Annotated in this window: 17 protein-coding genes; 15 read left to right on the top strand and 2 right to left on the bottom strand. The window is 55.6% G+C overall.

Translation table 11 applies throughout. The features are described 5' to 3' along the window. Positions 1-176: 176 nt before the first annotated feature. The 14 genes from QD356_RS08075 to QD356_RS08010 all read left to right on the top strand — a co-directional run bounded on the left by QD356_RS08075 (position 177) and on the right by QD356_RS08010 (position 13,959). Positions 177-1,382, top strand: coding sequence for a TerD family protein (locus QD356_RS08075; RefSeq protein ID WP_192837709.1), 1,206 nt, complete (start codon positions 177-179; stop codon positions 1,380-1,382). 37 nt (positions 1,383-1,419) lie between these two features. Further along, positions 1,420-2,091, top strand: a complete 672-nt coding sequence (locus QD356_RS08070) for a hypothetical protein (RefSeq protein WP_192837710.1) — start codon at positions 1,420-1,422, stop codon at positions 2,089-2,091. Between the two features lie 210 nt (positions 2,092-2,301). Continuing rightward, positions 2,302-3,177, top strand: a complete 876-nt coding sequence (locus QD356_RS08065) for a carboxypeptidase-like regulatory domain-containing protein (RefSeq protein WP_192837711.1) — start codon at positions 2,302-2,304, stop codon at positions 3,175-3,177. Beyond that, the gene (locus QD356_RS08060) at positions 3,177-3,599 is read left to right on the top strand and encodes a hypothetical protein (protein ID WP_192837712.1); all 423 of its coding nucleotides are present in this window, start codon (positions 3,177-3,179) and stop codon (positions 3,597-3,599) included. The genes QD356_RS08065 and QD356_RS08060 overlap by 1 nt, the downstream gene beginning before the upstream one ends. A 49-nt stretch (positions 3,600-3,648) precedes the next feature. After that, complete coding sequence (locus tag QD356_RS08055) at positions 3,649-4,293, top strand: VWA domain-containing protein (protein ID WP_192837713.1); 645 nt, start codon at positions 3,649-3,651, stop codon at positions 4,291-4,293. An 11-nt stretch (positions 4,294-4,304) separates the two neighbouring features. Then, positions 4,305-4,952 (top strand): VWA domain-containing protein, encoded by a 648-nt coding sequence (locus tag QD356_RS08050; protein ID WP_192837714.1) that lies wholly within the window; start codon positions 4,305-4,307, stop codon positions 4,950-4,952. Positions 4,953-4,961: 9 nt separating this feature from the next. Further along, positions 4,962-6,023 (top strand): TerY-C metal binding domain-containing protein, encoded by a 1,062-nt coding sequence (locus QD356_RS08045; protein WP_192837715.1) that lies wholly within the window; start codon positions 4,962-4,964, stop codon positions 6,021-6,023. Continuing rightward, a complete protein-coding gene (locus tag QD356_RS08040; RefSeq protein WP_192837716.1) occupies positions 6,020-8,125 on the top strand; it encodes a PP2C family serine/threonine-protein phosphatase in 2,106 nt (701 codons plus the stop codon). The genes QD356_RS08045 and QD356_RS08040 overlap by 4 nt, the downstream gene beginning before the upstream one ends. After that, positions 8,122-9,618, top strand: a complete 1,497-nt coding sequence (locus QD356_RS08035; protein ID WP_192837717.1) for a kinase — start codon at positions 8,122-8,124, stop codon at positions 9,616-9,618. Before QD356_RS08040 ends, QD356_RS08035 begins: the two co-directional genes overlap by 4 nt. A 133-nt stretch (positions 9,619-9,751) precedes the next feature. Next, positions 9,752-10,456, top strand: a complete 705-nt coding sequence (locus QD356_RS08030; RefSeq protein WP_192837718.1) for a hypothetical protein — start codon at positions 9,752-9,754, stop codon at positions 10,454-10,456. Positions 10,457-10,600: 144 nt separating this feature from the next. After that, positions 10,601-11,461, top strand: a complete 861-nt coding sequence (locus QD356_RS08025; protein ID WP_192837719.1) for a hypothetical protein — start codon at positions 10,601-10,603, stop codon at positions 11,459-11,461. A 94-nt stretch (positions 11,462-11,555) separates the two neighbouring features. After that, the gene (locus tag QD356_RS08020) at positions 11,556-12,431 is read left to right on the top strand and encodes a hypothetical protein (RefSeq protein ID WP_192837720.1); all 876 of its coding nucleotides are present in this window, start codon (positions 11,556-11,558) and stop codon (positions 12,429-12,431) included. Between the two features lie 387 nt (positions 12,432-12,818). Then, entirely contained in the window at positions 12,819-13,115 is a 297-nt protein-coding gene (locus QD356_RS08015; RefSeq protein WP_192837721.1) for a hypothetical protein, read from the top strand. A gap of 79 nt (positions 13,116-13,194) precedes the next feature. Continuing rightward, positions 13,195-13,959 (top strand): hypothetical protein, encoded by a 765-nt coding sequence (locus QD356_RS08010; RefSeq protein ID WP_192837722.1) that lies wholly within the window; start codon positions 13,195-13,197, stop codon positions 13,957-13,959. Positions 13,960-14,019: 60 nt separating this feature from the next. Here QD356_RS08010 and QD356_RS08005 read toward each other — a convergent pair whose 3' ends face one another. Both QD356_RS08005 and QD356_RS08000 read right to left on the bottom strand, forming a co-directional pair. Continuing rightward, complete coding sequence (locus tag QD356_RS08005; RefSeq protein ID WP_192837723.1) at positions 14,020-14,619, bottom strand: hypothetical protein; 600 nt, start codon at positions 14,617-14,619, stop codon at positions 14,020-14,022. Continuing rightward, positions 14,616-15,071: a hypothetical protein gene (locus QD356_RS08000; RefSeq protein WP_192837724.1), complete on the bottom strand. Its 456-nt coding sequence runs from the start codon at positions 15,069-15,071 to the stop codon at positions 14,616-14,618. The genes QD356_RS08005 and QD356_RS08000 overlap by 4 nt, the downstream gene beginning before the upstream one ends. Before the next feature lie 122 nt (positions 15,072-15,193). On the opposite strand from QD356_RS08000, the gene QD356_RS07995 reads away from it, so the two are divergent. Further along, positions 15,194-16,039 carry a hypothetical protein gene (locus tag QD356_RS07995; RefSeq protein ID WP_192837725.1) on the top strand — a complete coding sequence of 282 codons (846 nt, stop codon included), beginning with the start codon at positions 15,194-15,196 and terminating at the stop codon, positions 16,037-16,039. The last annotated feature ends 43 nt before the right edge of the window (positions 16,040-16,082 follow it).

Here is a 16,082-nt window from a genome sequence, read left to right as displayed (position 1 = left end):
ATCGGGAATGTTGTTTTTAATATGTAGTCAGCCTTGAGAAATTGATACTGCATCACTCTCAGCACTTCAGGGCGTATTACACACTAGATAAACGCTATTCACAGTGGTGGCTGGGCGGGACAGTCATGTTGCCGACCGGGATACCGCATATTCAGACGTGACAAGGAGCTTCATTCATGGGAACCACACTGGTCTCCGGACAGAACACGGCGCTGACAGGTCATCAGTATATTTTTGATCTGACGGTCAACAACGCCGGCACTGCCACACTCGATGCCAGCGCCATTTTGGTGGACGCGTCCGGCAAGGCCCGGGGTGATGCCGACTTCATCTTCTACAATCAGCCGACTCACCCGACCGGCGCAGTACGCCAGGTGTCTGGCAGTCGGTTTGATGTGGATCTGGCCAAGCTCCCCGCCCATGTCGAAAAAGTGGTGTTTGTCTTCACGGTTGAGCAGGGGCTGTCGGTCCTGCCGCAAGGCTACGGCTTTTCCCTGGAAGGCGCTGGTCAGCAGGTGACCTTCCAGGTGCAGTCCGGTAACCGGCCTGAGAAATCTCTGATGCTGATGGAGCTTTATCGTCGCAATGGGGCCTGGAAGGTCAAGGCGGTAGATCAGGGCTTTGCCGGTGGCATGGGCCCACTGGCCGAGCACTTCGGTATCGAGGTCGGAGATAGCGCACCTGCCGCGACGCCGCAGCCAGCCCCCAAGCCTGCACCGCAACCCGCTCCCAAGCCGACGCCGGCCCCAGCACCTGCCGCCAAGCCGATCAATCTCAGCAAGATCACGCTGGAGAAGAAAGGCGAGACCATCTCGCTTGAGAAGAAATCCAGCTCCTTCGGCAAGATTCACGTCAATCTCAACTGGGAGCAGGGCAACGGCAAGAGCGGTGGTTTGCTGAAGAGCCTGCTTGGCGGCGGCAACAGCGCGATCGATCTGGATCTGGGCTGCATGTACAAGCTCAAGAATGGCAAGGGCGGGGTCGTGCAGGCGCTGGGCAACTCCTTCGGCAACCTGGAGCGTGAGCCCTACATCCATCTCGACGGCGACGACCGTTCCGGCCAATCCAGCGGTGGTGAGAATCTCTACCTCAACGGCCATCACTGGAGCGAGATCGACCGCGTCATGATCTTTGCCTTCATCTACGAAGGTGCCTCCAACTGGGCGCAAGCCAACGGCCGCATTCTGCTCAAGGCCCCGGATCAGCCGGAAGTCGAGGTGCGTCTGGACGCGGCGAGCGGGGGCAACTTCTGCGTCATCGCCATGCTCAACAACCAGAACGGCAGCCTGAATATCTCCAAGGAAGTGAACTACTTCCCGGGACACAAGCAGGCCGACAAGCACTATGGCTTCGGCTTCAACTGGACTGCAGGCCGCAAGTGACCCCTGATCGCCAGCCCACTACTGACAAGGGTCACTCATGAACTCCATTACTCCGGGTTCCATCGTCTTTCTTGCCATCCTCTGGTTCATTGCCTGCCGGTTCCTCTACAAGCCGGAGAACAAGCATGCCTGGGCAGATGTTTTCGTTTCCACGGGCTGGCGGCTAGGCCTCATGTACATGTTGGCTTCGTTCATTGAGGACAGCACATCCGGCATTCTCCATCCCTATTACGGCCTCAAGGTGGCAATCAAGGCCGTCATCGTGGCGCTGGTCGTCCTGTGGTTCTTCCGTCTCTGGTCAGGGCTACTGGATGAGCACACCAGCGTCGGGCGCTCAGTGACGGAATTCGCCGTGGCCTGCTGGGTACTCGATACCTCCACGGAGGTGCTGGGCGCACAGGGCATCGACACCGAAGGGCTGCTGTTCGTACTCCTGGAGGTGAGCGCGCTGCTCTGTGTGTTGATTGCGATCCACAAGGCCATCAGCAAATTCAAGAAGGTGGTATTGGAAGACAAGAGCGAGCGCTACCGAACCAATGTCGGCCGCCTGGTGACGGGCGTCGTGCTGGCACCTTTCGTCATCGCCCCGCTTTACATGGCCATTCTGGCGTATGAGGGGCAGTCCGAAGCCATTCTGGCGGTTGCCGGTCTGGGCAAGATCATCGCGATCTACTCGACAGCCACGGAATTCATTCTGGAGTACGTATGACGGCATGACGGGGAGGGCGCCGTGCTGCTGATCAGGCTGCTCGGCGTCTACCCCCGGCGCTTCCTATAACAACGACGCGGCTCTACAGGGGAGCTGCACTTTCGCAAGGGGACGACAGGGATGGGATTACCTCTCACGAGACAGCAGCGGCAAGTGGCGCTGCTGTGTAGCGTTCTGGCGGTGTCGCCACTGCTGCAAGGGGCAGGGCTCATGCGGGCGAGTCGGGAGCTGGCGGAGGCCGCTGTCCAGGCGGGGCAGGATCTCTCTCAAGCGGTAGCAGAACGCTGGGGGCGGGCCTTCGGGGATAACGATGTGGGCAGTGTCATACCGACCGAGGTGGCCAAGAACATCACACAGGAGGCGTTGCAGGAGGCCGCAGCCGCTGCCCCGACACAGGCCGCCGGCATTCGAGCGGCGTCGACCGGTGCAGCACTGGCCGGTAGCTCCCGTGCCAAGGCAGCCCCCTCCCGAGGACAGCTCACTATCGAAACGTCGCCTGCCGATGCCACGGTGCGCATCATGAACATCCGGCCCAAGTACCGCGATGGTATCTCGCTGTCGCCGGGGCGGTATGACGTGATGGTCAGTGCGGATGGCTACCGGACCAAGCGTTTCCCGCTGACCGTCAAACCCGGCTCGGTGGCCGTGGATGTCGAGCTGGCCCGACGCAGCGGCTTTTCCTGCGCCAACTCGCAATTTTACGACGGGGGCGACTCCATCAGTAATCATGGCTATCAGGTACGCACCGAAACCCTGCTGGAGAACACCACGCTGTATGAGGTGTATTCCTCCCTGGCGCAATCCCTGCAGCAGGAATCCCACTACCTGTTCAATGTGACCACGGATATTTCCGAGAACTATGCCTACCTCTCGGCGTGGCAGAGCACCAACCTGTCCCTGTCGGACATAGCCAAGAATCACGATAGCGATATCGGCCGCAGCCGCTCCCTACAAAACCACTATGGGTTGGAGAAGGTGGACAAGGACACGGTGCGTTTCATCCATGCCGCGCGTATCCCCGTCGGGGCACTCACCAGCGATCAATGGCTGCGCGAAGGCCACTGCCTTGGATTGGAGGACCTCTGATGGCTCGACTCTCTCTGATTTCCAGTGCACTGCTTCTGACCACACTCACCGGCTGCGCGGGCATCCCCAGCCCCGTGCTGATTCCGCGCGACCCGCTGCCCCAGTACGTGAGCCCTCTCGAGTACGAGGGTCAATCCTGCGAATCGCTCCAGTATGCCCACAGCACCTTCGAAGGCGTGCTGCGTTTTCTGAAGCCGGTGATGGACAGCTCGTCAATGGAATGGGACGTCAAGGTAGGCAATGGCAAGGTCCGGCGTTCGCTCAAGAAGCGCGGCTTCGATGTGCCGCCCGATACGTTGCTGTTCGATCTCTACACCGAATCCTGGGGCCGCTACATCGCTGTGCAGAAGATCAGTGATGACCAGCAGTGCGGCATCCCGGACACCGACGGCTACACGCCGTGGCAATCCGTTTACCAATGACACTCCGCGGCGTCACTCCCGGCGCCGCATCTTCACAATGAGGTGATTCATGCGTCGACTCCCCGTGTATTTGGTCACAGATACCTCGTATTCCATGTCAGGCGAGCCGATCAAGGCCGTCAATGACGGACTGGCCGGGCTGGTCGATATGCTCCGCCAGGACCCGCACGCGCTGGAAACCGTGCACCTGTCGGTGATCCAGTTCAGCAGCAAGGCGACCCAGACCATTCCACTGACCGATCTGATGACCTTCCAGGCCCCGACGCTCAAGCCGGATGGCATGACGGCACTGGGTGCGGCACTGACACTGACCGCCGAGCGCATTCAGGCCGAGGTCAAGCAGACCACGGCAGACACCAAGGGTGACTGGCGCCCGCTGGTCTTCGTCTTCACCGACGGGGCATCGACCGACACCCTGACCAAGGGCATCAAGGCCATCAAGGGCGTGAGCCTGGCCAAGCTGGTCGGCTGTGCCGCCGGCAAGGACGCCAGCATCGATGACTTGAAGTCGTTCGCTACCGATGTGGTGCAGCTGGACAGCAACAGCGCCGAATCCATCCGCGCCTTCTTCGCCTGGGTCTCCGCCAGCGTCTCGATGACCAGTCAGAACATCGAAGGCGGCGGCGGGGATGTGGGGGGTGAACTGCCGCCGCCGCCGAAGGAAATCAACGTCATCAACCTGTCCAAAGACTGAGCGAGGTCACCATGCAACGACGTCTACCGATCTATTTGCTGGTCGACTCCAGCGGCTCCATGCGCGGCGAGCCCATCCAGTCAGTGAATGTTGGCCTGTCAGCGATGCTGACCGCCCTTCGTCAGGACCCCTATGCGCTGGAGACCGTGCACCTGTCGATCGTCACCTTCGATAACAAGGTGAAGGATCTGGTGCCGCTGCAGCCGCTGGAAACGGCGCAGGTAGAAGATATCGAGCTGCCGAATTCAGGCGCCACACACATGGGGGAAGCCCTGAATCATGTCTGCGATCTGATTGACCGCGACGTGAAGATCTCCAGCGCCGATCAGAAAGGCGACTTCCGGCCGATGCTGTTCGTGATGACGGATGGCTCACCGTCTGACCTCATGGAGTTCGATGAGGCAGTGCGTCGCATAAAAGGCATGAAGTTCTCGGAGGTCATTGCCTGTGCTGCCGGGCCCAAGGCCAAGACCGACTACCTGCAGAAGTTCGCAACCCAGACGGTCAGTCTGGAAACCATGGACAGCTCCAGCTTCGCCACCTACTTCCAGTGGGTGTCCGCCTCGATCGCGGCCACCGCCAGCGGCCAGCAGGCCAGTGGCGCGCCGGAAGACATCACGCTGCCGCCGCCGCCCGCCGAAGTCCAAGTCGTCCTGTAAGGAGCTCACATGAGACGCCTCCCCATATTCTTCTGTCTCGACGTATCGGAGTCGATGGCCGGGGAACCCTTGATGCAGCTGCAGAAGGCCATGGAGAGCATCGTGGGCCAGTTGCGCCAGGACCCGCATGCTCTGGAAACCGTGCACATCTCAGTGATCGCCTTTGCCGGCCGCGCCGGCATGATCGTGCCGCTGGTCGAACTGATGTCCTTCTACCCGCCGCGTCTGCCCCTGGGGGGCGGCACTGCCCTCGGGGAAGCTCTCGATGAGGTGATGACGCGCATTGAAGTCGAGGTGAAGAAGACCACGGCGGACCAGCGGGGTGACTGGGAACCCATCGTCTATCTGCTGACCGATGGCCGCCCGACAGACCGGACTGACAGCGCGATTCGTCGCTGGCGGAAACACTTTGCCAGCCGCGCGCACCTGATTGCCGTGACTCTCGGCAAGGGGGCCGATACCCAGGTGCTGCAGCAGCTCACCGACGATGTGCTGTCACTGGAAGGCAGTGGCGGGGACGAGTTGACGCGGTTCGCTCAGTGGGTAACGGCGTCCGTCGCTGCCCAGAGCCAGGCGCTGGATCCCGGATCGGCCGCGCCGGGCATCTCACTGGCCAAGGCCGGTGATGCTGGTATCTCCTTGCTGAAGGCGGGCGAGGGCAAGCCGCCGGAGGATGATCAGGTTGTGGTGCTGACGGGCCGCTGCAGCAAGAGCCGCAAGCCGTATCTGCTCAAGTACCAGGCGCTGGACATGCCGGATGTGCTGGGCAGCTTCGGCGGCCAGGCCGCCACGGGCGTCTATGGGCTGGAAGGGTGCTATGGCCTCGAGGAGGACTATTTCGACTGGACGGCAGAGCGCACGGCGCCCGCCACTCAGGTGAACACCAATCAGCTGGAAGGGGTGGCGCCATGCCCGCACTGCGGCGCGGCGACCACCTTCGCGCTGGGGCGTTGCGATCACCTGATGTGCTGCGATGGCCCCGGAGAACAGACCTGCCCGTGGTGTGATGGAGAGGTCAACTTCGGTGCCGGCAGTTCAGACGGGTTTGATATTGGCAGGGGGCTGGGATGAAGCACTCGCAAGACTACTACGCGCAGATCTTCGCGCTGTTGACGACCGGGCGGCTCAGTTATATCCGCACGGAGGAGTTGGAGCGGTTGCTGTACCACACCGATGCGGTGGCCATGGTGGATCGCTTTGCAGAAGAGTTTCAGCACCACCTGAATCACGTGGCGGAAGATCAGGGCAATGGCCCGGATGCCCAGGCGCATGACACCGATCATCCATCGCTGGAAGAGAATGCCCACAAGCAGAAACCGTTGTCGTATGACAATGATGGCGCTGGTGAAGCCCCCGACCCTGAAGCGCTCGAAGCGTCCGCCAGCGTTCAGTCTGAGACACAGCCGCCAGAAGTCGCCGCCTGCGCTGAGACTGAAACTCCAGTGCCAAACACAGAGTCCAGCGCTGAGCCAGACCGTCACGAGCAAGCCGACGGATCGTTGTCATATGACAATCGTGACGTGGCCACAGAGGACGTTACTCGACGACAGGAAGCGGGTGTCAGTGCTGAGTCTGAAGCACAGCCGCCAGAGGCGACCGACGATGTCGAGACTGCAGCAGAGGTGCCGATGCCCCTGGCCGAGATACCCACACCTGCGTCACCCGAACCACTCGAGCTGCCCGATCTCCTGGTGGAGACGGCGACTTCGCCGAAGGATGGCGCCGTTCCCGCGCCACTGGCGCCCGGCGATGTCCCCTCAGTCTCGACCGCCCCCAAGGAGCCTGCCGTGAACGATTTCCGATGCAACATCCCCAATGGTCGATCAGGTGAGCCCTATGAGTGCGATCTGGGCGATCTGGCATCTACCCCGGCACCCGAGGGTGCCTACTTCGTGCTGGAGTCTGCCGGCGGCAATGATCTGACCATAGAAGGCGACCGATTGGTCGGCACGCTCGGCCCGGCCGGCAACACTGAAGTGAGGGTGAATGGCCATACCCAGGACGATCGGTTGATGGTTCGCTTCACACTAAAGCTGGCGGTCATTCCAAACCCCCGGGATCTCTGGAAGGATCTGCCCTCCGACCCTGACGCCCCCTATGCCAAGGCAGATTGCGACGTGGATCGCGTTGTGTCGGGGAACGGCTGGCGGATGCAGATGGCATCACAGCGGGGCCGCTCACATGCCCACAAGGGCTTGCAGCGTGACGACCATGGCCTGATCCGGGCCACCGAGACGGGCTGGCACATACTGATCGTGGCGGATGGTGCCGGGTCATGTGGTTTGTCGCGAGAGGGCAGTCGGTTGATCTGCACTCATGCTGGCGATCGGCTGCAGGCCTATCTCGAGGCGGACGACTGCCCACTGGAGTCAGCGGCCACCGAGTTCATTGAGCATGGTGACGGCACCATGCGGCAGTCACTCACCCAGGCGTTGCATGGCAGCGTGTTGACCGGTCTTCACGCGGGCTACCAAGCCATTGCCGCCGCCGCGCGCGAGTCAGGAGTGCCGGCCAAGGCCTTTTCCACCACCACCCTACTTGCGCTGCACAAGCACACGGAGCGGGGCAGCCTGGTCATTACCTTCGGGATTGGCGATGGCGGCATTGCCGCCCTGACACGGGGACGTGGCGGCAAGCTGCTCAACGACGTCGATGGTGGAGCCCATGCCGGCCAGACGCGCTTCCTCGATGCCAAGGTCTTCAATGCACCGGATGAGGACTTCTACCCGCGGATCAAGATCCACCGGTTTGCCGCGCTGGACGCTCTGGTACTGGCGACGGATGGCGTGACCGATCCTTTGTTCGATTCCGACAATGATCTGAAGAATGCACATCACTGGTGGTCGATGTTCGACACGCTGGCGCCAGTTCTGGGTGATCCAGCCCGACCGGAAGTGGTGGCAGAGGACCCGCTGGTGCAGTACCTGGACTTCTTCAAGGCCGGTCATCACGACGACCGGACCCTGGCTGTGCTGATGGTGCCGGACCCCACGGCAACCGAGCAGGCGCCCGAGCCATCGCCAGCCGTTGCTGAGCGGCCGGCAGAGCCATCTGTGACAGAGGAAACAACCGAGGCCGATGAGCTCCATGAGGAGAGTGTGGCCCCGGTAGAGGAGGCGGAACGCGAATCAGGTGAGCCTGCTGACCCACAGCGCAAGGAGTCTGATCAATGAGTGAGCCTATCGTGACCCTCATGGCATCCAATGGGGAGCAGGTGCAGTTCCGCGACAAGATCATCGCCACCGGTGGCATGAAGGACGTCTATGCCTCGCCGGACAAGAAGTACGTGGTGGCCTTCTATCGGACAGAGCTGGATGAGGCCTCACGCCAGCGCCTGCAGATGATCACCGGGCCGTACCGGGAGCGTATCTTCGGCGAGGCCAGTGGTGACTACTGGGATCAGATGTTCTGCTGGCCGACCGCCACCGTGGAGCACAATGGCCGTGTGGGTGTCGTCGCTCCGTTCTACCGGGATCACTTCTTCTTCGAGCACGGCTCGTTGAACAACGACATGCTCAAGATCCGCGGCAAGGACAAGGAGGGCAAGTGGTTCGCGGCGCCCAACAACCAGTTCAAGTTCCTGGATGAACGCGAGCGCGGTAACTGGCTGTCCTACCTGCAGCTGTGTCTGCGCCTGTCGCGCGCGATCCGCCGGCTGCATGCCGCAGGGCTGGCCCACAGCGATCTGAGCTACAAGAACGTGCTGCTGGCGCCCACCAGCGGCCAGGTGTGCATCATCGACGTGGATGGTCTGGTCGTGCCGGACCGGTTCCCGCCGGAAGTGGTCGGCACGCCGGACTTCATTGCGCCGGAAGTCGTGGCCACCAGTCACCTGGACAAGACCGACCCCGGCCGCGCGCTGCCGAGCATCTACACCGATCGGCATGCGCTGGCGGTCATGGTCTACACCCTGTTGCTGCTGCGCCATCCGCTGCGTGGCCGGAAGGTGCATGCCCAGGAGCCCGGTGAGGACGAACGCCTGACGATGGGCGAGCGGGCGCTGTTCGTGGAGCATCCCGAAGATGACTCCAATCGGGCCAACCCCGCAGAGGCCAAGCCAACGGAGCTGCCTTGGAAAGATCCCGAGGCGCTCCCGTACACCGTGGCGGGGCCGTATCTGAAGGAGCTGTTCGATCGTGCCTTCATCGAGGGGCTGCATGCACCCAAGAAACGGCCCAGTGCGGATGAATGGGAAGCCGCGCTGATCAAGACGGTGGATCTGATCCAACCCTGCCAGAACAGCGAGTGTGCCCAAGGGTGGTACGTGTTCAACAACATGATGGCGCCAGAGTGCCCATTCTGTGGGACGGCCTACGAGGGCCAACTCCCCATTCTCAACCTGTATTCGAAGCGCGGAGACAGCTACCGCCCCGACAACCACCGGGTCATGGTGTACTCCAACCAGAGTCTGTTCCCATGGCACATCGACCGCACGATCACACCGAACGAACGGCTGGCGGCCGAGCACCGCTCACGCGTGGGGTATTTCGTGCAGCATCAGGGCCGTTGGTTCCTGGTCAACGAGAGGATGCCGTCCCTGCGTAATGTCCAGAGCGGCGAAGATCTCCCGGTGGGCTCACAGATTGAGCTGAAGGAAGGCCTGCAGTTGCTGACCGGGACGTCCCCGGGGAGTCGACTGCTGCTGATACAAATGGTCGGGGGCTAGGTTACCCACCCCGGAGCAAGTGATCCTGTTACCGAGAATGACAAGGGATCGCGCGGTAGCGGCGCAAAGCTTGAGCGGTAACCGCCATTCTGCGAGAGCCACGGCGCCGTTATTTCATGAAGGAGATGTAACCATGAGAATCAATAACAAGCTGATCCAAGTGAACCAATATGGCATGTATAGTGCCAATGCCATATTCAATGCTTTAGATAAGCCCAGGGTGTCTCCAAATGCTTATATCCAAGAAATCAGTGAGCAAAATGTGAGTTCATACGACTCGGAGGAGTTGTATGAGGTCAAATATGGAAGCAAGCCTGGCGTGTTTCTGTGTGATTATCTCACCTACGATTTTCTATTACGAAATAAATATGAGCATCTTCTGAAAATCAAGGGCGAGATGGAGGCGGATAAGCTGGCTCAATTCATGATTCGCTTTAAGAATAGCGACGTGTTTCAGGATGAGCGAAGCAAGATATTCAATGAGGGGTATCAAAAAGGACAACAGGATTTTCAGGAGAAATTGAACAAGGATGGGATAAGCCGACCACTTGAAATCAGTCTATTAAAGCTTTGGAGTGACAGTGTGGGGCCAGAATCACATTATCTATACGAAGATTTTGTGAGACATGCGCAAATTACCTCATTCCTATTTCTGGATGCCGGGAAGGGCGAAGTGCTATCTCGCTATGATTGGGAGTCGGAGACATATTGGATCACCCCGGAATTCGGATTTTACTTATTGGCATTCTTCCCGGCGGTCTCCAGTGAAATGCGTAATGGACTTCGTTCGCTTATCAGTTACACAAAGGGTAATATCTGGCGGTACGATGTCGCGTAAGGAACCTCGAGTCTACAACAGGGGCACCAACGACACAGGCGACCCATGATTGCCATGAAGCGTATCACGCCTTGTCGTATCCTTAGAGGCGATTTCAGCGTCTAGAGTCAAAAATGAAATATTCCAAAATCAGGAGTTTGTAGGATGTTTGAATCTCAGGATGAGCACTTGGATCATCGAGAGCTTTATTATGCAATGAAGATGACTAAGTCACAGGGAAGGAAACTGAGAGCACTCGCAATCTGGGGGGTTATCACTACCGTAGTCAGTGCGGTATTTATATGGTTCATTCATACACACATGTATCTTGAGTCTCTTACAACTCTTATAATTGACTTGACTCTACTGGTGCTTGTGGTAAGCGGTGTCCTGATGACAGTGTTTGGCTGGTCGAGAAAACTCCAGTTGAATAAGCAGAGACAAACCGTGACGGGGGAACTGGAAAAATTCATCTCTGAAAATCAAAATGGTGCAAACAAGGAAACTTACTTCATTGATGACTGCCAAATCCTCTGGCCAATGGAAGCAGGGGATATACGCGACCAGGATGTCGGGCACGAGACTTCCATTTCTGGTGCCAGAATTGATGTGAATAGCGCAGTTGACCTGTCGTTTCTTCCGACTGGCGAAACAGGGCGAATGCTGAAGCCGGGGAGTTCACTGCTAATAGTATTAGATTATAAAAAGGACATTCATATAAGTAAGTTGCTCGAAAACTACGGTAAAGACTACTTTCAGCGTCGCTTTAAAATCAATCTGAAGAAATATTCAGCGCTCGGTGCTCTGATTACTCTTATCTTCGTGTTTTTCGGCTATCTGATATGGCATGGTTACGACGTAGAGTCTGGTTTTATTTTTGCGTTTGGCTCTTCTGCATTCCTTACTGTTCTTATGCTGACAAATCAAAAAAATCTCGATCAGTGGCTGGATAAACATGTGGATTATGGTTCGTCATCCCATACTGAGCGCCTTTCAGGAAAGATGCCTACAACAAGTGGGTCATAATCGAATATCCGTCAAATGGTTAAAAACCACTGAGTCGAAAGGCTCAGTGGGTTACATGCTCGATACACGTAAATTGATAGTCAGGGATGTTGATATGACAGATCCGCAGGATGAGTTTCTGGATCACCGGGAGTTATCGTATGCTGCCAAGATGACAAGGTCGCAAGATAAGCAACGCACAGTGTTATTGATCATTGGGCCGATAACACTCGCAATGATTGGAGCCGTTATATGGCTAATCAATCAACAAATACATCACTATGATCTAGAAAGCGTCAGTATCATTACAGCATTCCTGCTGCTTGAAGCCTTTTTTGCATTTATGACTCTAGTGATGTGGTCCAGGAAACTACGATTAAATAAGAAGAGACAGACCGTCACAGGATTGCTTAAAAAAATCACCATCAGGAACTCGAATGGGCCTGATTCGGAATCCTATTATATCGGAGACTGCCAGATACTCTGGCCCATGGAAGCAGGACTTATCCGTGAACAGGATGTCGGGCGCCAGGTATCGCTTTCAGGGGCCATGATTAATATTGACAGCACCTTGAATTTGTCTTTCATTCCGGCTGGACGATTGAGAACAATACTGAATCTAGACGGGACTATGCTGATTGTTCTGAATTATCAGAAGGGAATCGATATAAGCCGACTGCTTAGAAATTATGGAGTCGATTACTTCCAGAGACGATTCCAGACTAATGTGAAAAAATATTTTTCCCTTGCCGTGCTGATCGTTCTATTGTTTTCAATATTCATGTATTTAGCAATAGTCATCCAGACAACCCTGCTATCTCTAACTGTCGGTGTTGGGGGCTTTATTGTTTCAGTGTTGGGTCTTATATGGGTGTTGGTCGCCTATGATGAGAAAATAGATCAATGGCTGGACAAGCATAATGATTATGGATCGACGACTCATGTCGAACGGCTCTCAGGGAAGGTGTCACCAACCTCCGGCGGATCTTGACCCGTTGAGGCCGGCCAGCACTCGTCACATTCGTCTGGTTCCAGGATCACACGATATAAATCACGCAACGCTGAGGTTTGGTCATCGCAACCCCTATAGGGGCGAACTTCTTCCTCCGAATCTGTACCCTCGCCACGGCATCCGCCTCTGCCAGATCCTCATCGGGCAGGGCGGGTGCTCCACTCTATGTCCTTCCTTGGCACTCTATCGCGCCATGACGTCCCGATGTGGCGCCCTCGTGTGGAAGTGGTAATGCCCTGACGGTAAGGACCCAGAGCGTGTTGGCAGACGCGCAGCAGCGGATGCTGACAGCAGTGGGTAGCGGCTTATGGCATGGGCAGTGGGTCAAGGGATGGCCGAATACGTATGACAAGGAATGTGTGCCTCATGAAGAAAGTATTATTGACCATCCTCATTACAGCGATCGTGATAATAGGTGGTATCTATATATGGGTGGTAAACGCGCCGGCCCCGGCAACTGAGCAAGAGAAAATGGCAGCGGCGTTTACCATGATGGCGATCAAGGGGCAGCCAACGCAGGACGCCAAATGCAAGATGCTCTTCGAGAAGCTGGATGAATTCGAGGCTGACGGCGAGGCCAAGGTAGCGGAAATCACAAAAGCCATGCTGAACCAGAAGGCAGATGGCCTGGCAGATCAGTGCCTCGAGCAACGCAACGGCTGAATTTCCGCAGACTTCTCCATGCTCACCACGTTGACCTTGTCCGGGCCAGTGGTGGGCATCTCGCACAAGGACTCTCCCATTGGCTTTCTCTTCCCGCTCCAGCAGCCATAGCAGCTTCTCCCACTACGGAAGTTCAGGTCACTCCTCAGCGCCCTTTCCTGAGCCGGATTTTGATTTCACAACACTGATTATCCCTTCTCTTGTCCTGGCAGCAGTTTTCTTCTTTTATTCTCGCATCAGGCAGCTGCCCCATAAGACGTCCTTGATCAAGTTCATGTTGATCTGGGCGGGAATGGTGGTCATCTACTTGCTTGAAAATTATGGCAGGGCGGTGTGGTTTGATGCTAGAGGTCATTCAAACTATATGCTTGTCGGGCCCCTGCTGGGATTTGCTGCTTACATCGTGGCGAGACTGACACGCGAGCAGTGGCCTACCCAAGTTGATGCTTCCATTGGTCGATTATTGTTCCAAGCCATTGTTGCTTTCATGATCCCTGTACATATCATTCCGATGTTGGCGGTATTCATTGATATCCGGAGTATCTGGCAGACAATATTCCCTTACTGGGTACAAGCGGTGTGTGTTCCGCTGTTTGTCGTCCTGTTTTATGTCCAGCATAGGATTTATCAGCACTGGTCTGCGAAATTGTTCTCTGATAAGAGCGAGGCGACCAAGGCCCTGGTGAAGAAGAGATCGGATTGGGGAGTCACGGGATTCCTGATTATCACTCCTATGGCCATCATATTGATTCCGCTAATCATGCCGTTCTTGTTTTTACCGGTACTTTGGCTATCAGGGCTCTACCGTGCTATTTCAGATGGGATGATGTTGGTGTTGGGTTGATATCAGCTCAGATAACTCCCTCATGTGATGAATGAGGGAGTTTGCCAATGACATGGATTATTACCCAAGCATAAAGACGAAGGGTGTCGCGAAGTAGCCCAAGACCCCAATAATCGCATAGGCATAATGAATATGCGATTTGCTGATCAAGTAACCATTGCCGACAAGTGAGAGTCCAAGGTAGCCAAAGCCCGAGACCATCACCAGTACGATTGTATTGTACATATTGTTGCTATTGGCACTTAATCCCATGGCCAGTATCATAGCTGCTATTACTTGGCCGGCTATAATACAGTTACATCTTAGCTCGATCGTCTCTTTGATAGCTTCTTTATCTTTCAGCGTTGAGCCGTCATTTGTCGTTGCAGAGCCAGGGCCCGCCTTCGTGCCCGTGCCCGTGCCCGTGCCCGTGCCCGCGGCTGGAGGGGTTTCCGGTGCATTCTCCTGGTTGGCCGTACTCGCCTCATCGGAAGTTTTCCCAGGCTTCGCATGAAACCCGATATACATGATGACAATCCCAATCACCGCCAAAATACGTGACGGTGTCGGGTCTGTATTGGCGAAATGATGCCAGAAGGCACCTACGAGGAGAAACACGCCAGACCAGACCAGGATCGGATTGGGAGTTTTCTTCACCTTACGCTGTGTGGGGTTGCTCATGAGGCACTCCCCAACATGGCATCGAGCACCTCATCCTTCTCGACAAACGCGACACGGAAGGTGCATTCATCCAGCCACACCATCGACAGCTCGTAACCCTCGGGCACATCCTCGTCATCAAAGTCCAGTGCATCGATTGTTTTGGCCATGGTGGCTATCAGGTAGTTCTCGAGACTCTTTTTCTTGAGCGCCCCGGCCAGGCCACAGATCGCCAACCCCAGCGTGGCGACAGTGAGTCCGTTAGCCAGCAGAATCTGTTCGAATGTGGGCCCAAGTAGCACATTATAAGTCACTTCGTCGGGACCGAAGAAGAAAATGCCAATACCGATGGCAAGAATGGAATATCCGATAAAGTAGACCATCATATAAAACTCATTCTTCTCGGGGAGCGTTATTTTTACCGTGGCAGGTAAATCCTCAGCAGAGGCTTTGGAAAGTATTTTTTCGGGCATGACGCATTTCTCTGATAGAGGTGTTGTTTAGAGCTTCCGGTATTCAGTCCCAGATAGTACAATAAATTCCTAATAAAGTGAATGTAATTGCATGCAAGAAAGTCTAGTAAAGGTGGATATGTATGACAGAGTCGAACGACGAACTGTTGGATTATCGTGAGATGCATTATGCGCGCATGTGCATGAAAGACGCTCACAGATTCTTGACATTTGTATTGAGCATTGGTCTTGGTTCGATAATAGTAAGTATCGCCTACGTTACGTTTATTTCGTCGATCATGCCGTATATTGGCTGGATTAGCTGGCTTTCATATGCTATTGCTAGCGTTTTCTTTGTATTCGGTATTATGATGGTGTATGCCTCTTGTTACATTAGACCAGAATTAAGCAAGCAGAAAACCAAGCTTTCAGGGATTCTAAAGCGCCAAATCATCTATAATGCAAAAGGTAAGAATGGTGAAATATTCTTTGTGGGCGAGACTCAAATATTTTGGCCATATGGTGGAGCGCCGCTATGTTATCCGGACATTAATTCGCATGTCGTAGTGGAGGGAGTGGCGATTCGAGAAAAAAGGAATAACCATTTTCTGTTTCGCAAAAAGGCCAAACTGGTTAATACAACAAATAAAGACATAAGCACATTTATCGTTCTGAACTATGGTAAATATATCAATATAAGCGCCTTGCTAGATAATTACGGTCTAGGATATTTCAAAGAACGATTCTGGTTTGAGGTAAAGAAAGATTGCATCGTATCATTACCGATACTAGCCGCGACGGCATGGTTCCTATTTTCTGGAATTTATTTTCTGTGGTCAGTGGCAGTTCTTGTAGCAACCATTGTGGGTAGTATCTTTGTCGCCATCAAGTTCGACTCCAAGCTTGAGGTGCTATTTGGCAAGAAGACAGATTATCGATCAGCGTCCCATCTTCAGCGGCTGTCGGGTAAGCTGTCGAATGATAACTAAGAACTGGCGCTAGATTGCCTTTTCAATGTGTGATACCAAGTTT

This window comes from Cobetia sp. 2AS (assembly GCF_029846355.1).
GTDB classification, from domain to species: domain Bacteria; phylum Pseudomonadota; class Gammaproteobacteria; order Pseudomonadales; family Halomonadaceae; genus Cobetia; species Cobetia amphilecti.
The sequence above is the reverse complement of the archived record's forward strand: the minus strand, read 5'-3'. Positions and strand labels throughout refer to the sequence as shown.

Excerpts from the sequence above, each read along its gene's own strand:
- QD356_RS08075 (WP_192837709.1), top strand. The coding sequence starts at position 177 with ATGGGAACCACACTGGTCTCCGGACAGAACACGGCGCTGACAGGTCAT.
- QD356_RS08070 (WP_192837710.1), top strand. The coding sequence starts at position 1,420 with ATGAACTCCATTACTCCGGGTTCCATCGTCTTTCTTGCCATCCTCTGG.
- QD356_RS08065 (WP_192837711.1), top strand. The coding sequence starts at position 2,302 with ATGCGGGCGAGTCGGGAGCTGGCGGAGGCCGCTGTCCAGGCGGGGCAG.
- QD356_RS08060 (WP_192837712.1), top strand. The coding sequence starts at position 3,177 with ATGGCTCGACTCTCTCTGATTTCCAGTGCACTGCTTCTGACCACACTC.
- QD356_RS08055 (WP_192837713.1), top strand. The coding sequence starts at position 3,649 with ATGCGTCGACTCCCCGTGTATTTGGTCACAGATACCTCGTATTCCATG.
- QD356_RS08050 (WP_192837714.1), top strand. The coding sequence starts at position 4,305 with ATGCAACGACGTCTACCGATCTATTTGCTGGTCGACTCCAGCGGCTCC.
- QD356_RS08045 (WP_192837715.1), top strand. The coding sequence starts at position 4,962 with ATGAGACGCCTCCCCATATTCTTCTGTCTCGACGTATCGGAGTCGATG.
- QD356_RS08040 (WP_192837716.1), top strand. The coding sequence starts at position 6,020 with ATGAAGCACTCGCAAGACTACTACGCGCAGATCTTCGCGCTGTTGACG.
- QD356_RS08035 (WP_192837717.1), top strand. The coding sequence starts at position 8,122 with ATGAGTGAGCCTATCGTGACCCTCATGGCATCCAATGGGGAGCAGGTG.
- QD356_RS08030 (WP_192837718.1), top strand. The coding sequence starts at position 9,752 with ATGAGAATCAATAACAAGCTGATCCAAGTGAACCAATATGGCATGTAT.
- QD356_RS08025 (WP_192837719.1), top strand. The coding sequence starts at position 10,601 with ATGTTTGAATCTCAGGATGAGCACTTGGATCATCGAGAGCTTTATTAT.
- QD356_RS08020 (WP_192837720.1), top strand. The coding sequence starts at position 11,556 with ATGACAGATCCGCAGGATGAGTTTCTGGATCACCGGGAGTTATCGTAT.
- QD356_RS08015 (WP_192837721.1), top strand. The coding sequence starts at position 12,819 with ATGAAGAAAGTATTATTGACCATCCTCATTACAGCGATCGTGATAATA.
- QD356_RS08005 (WP_192837723.1), bottom strand. The coding sequence starts at position 14,619 with ATGAGCAACCCCACACAGCGTAAGGTGAAGAAAACTCCCAATCCGATC.
- QD356_RS08000 (WP_192837724.1), bottom strand. The coding sequence starts at position 15,071 with ATGCCCGAAAAAATACTTTCCAAAGCCTCTGCTGAGGATTTACCTGCC.
- QD356_RS07995 (WP_192837725.1), top strand. The coding sequence starts at position 15,194 with ATGACAGAGTCGAACGACGAACTGTTGGATTATCGTGAGATGCATTAT.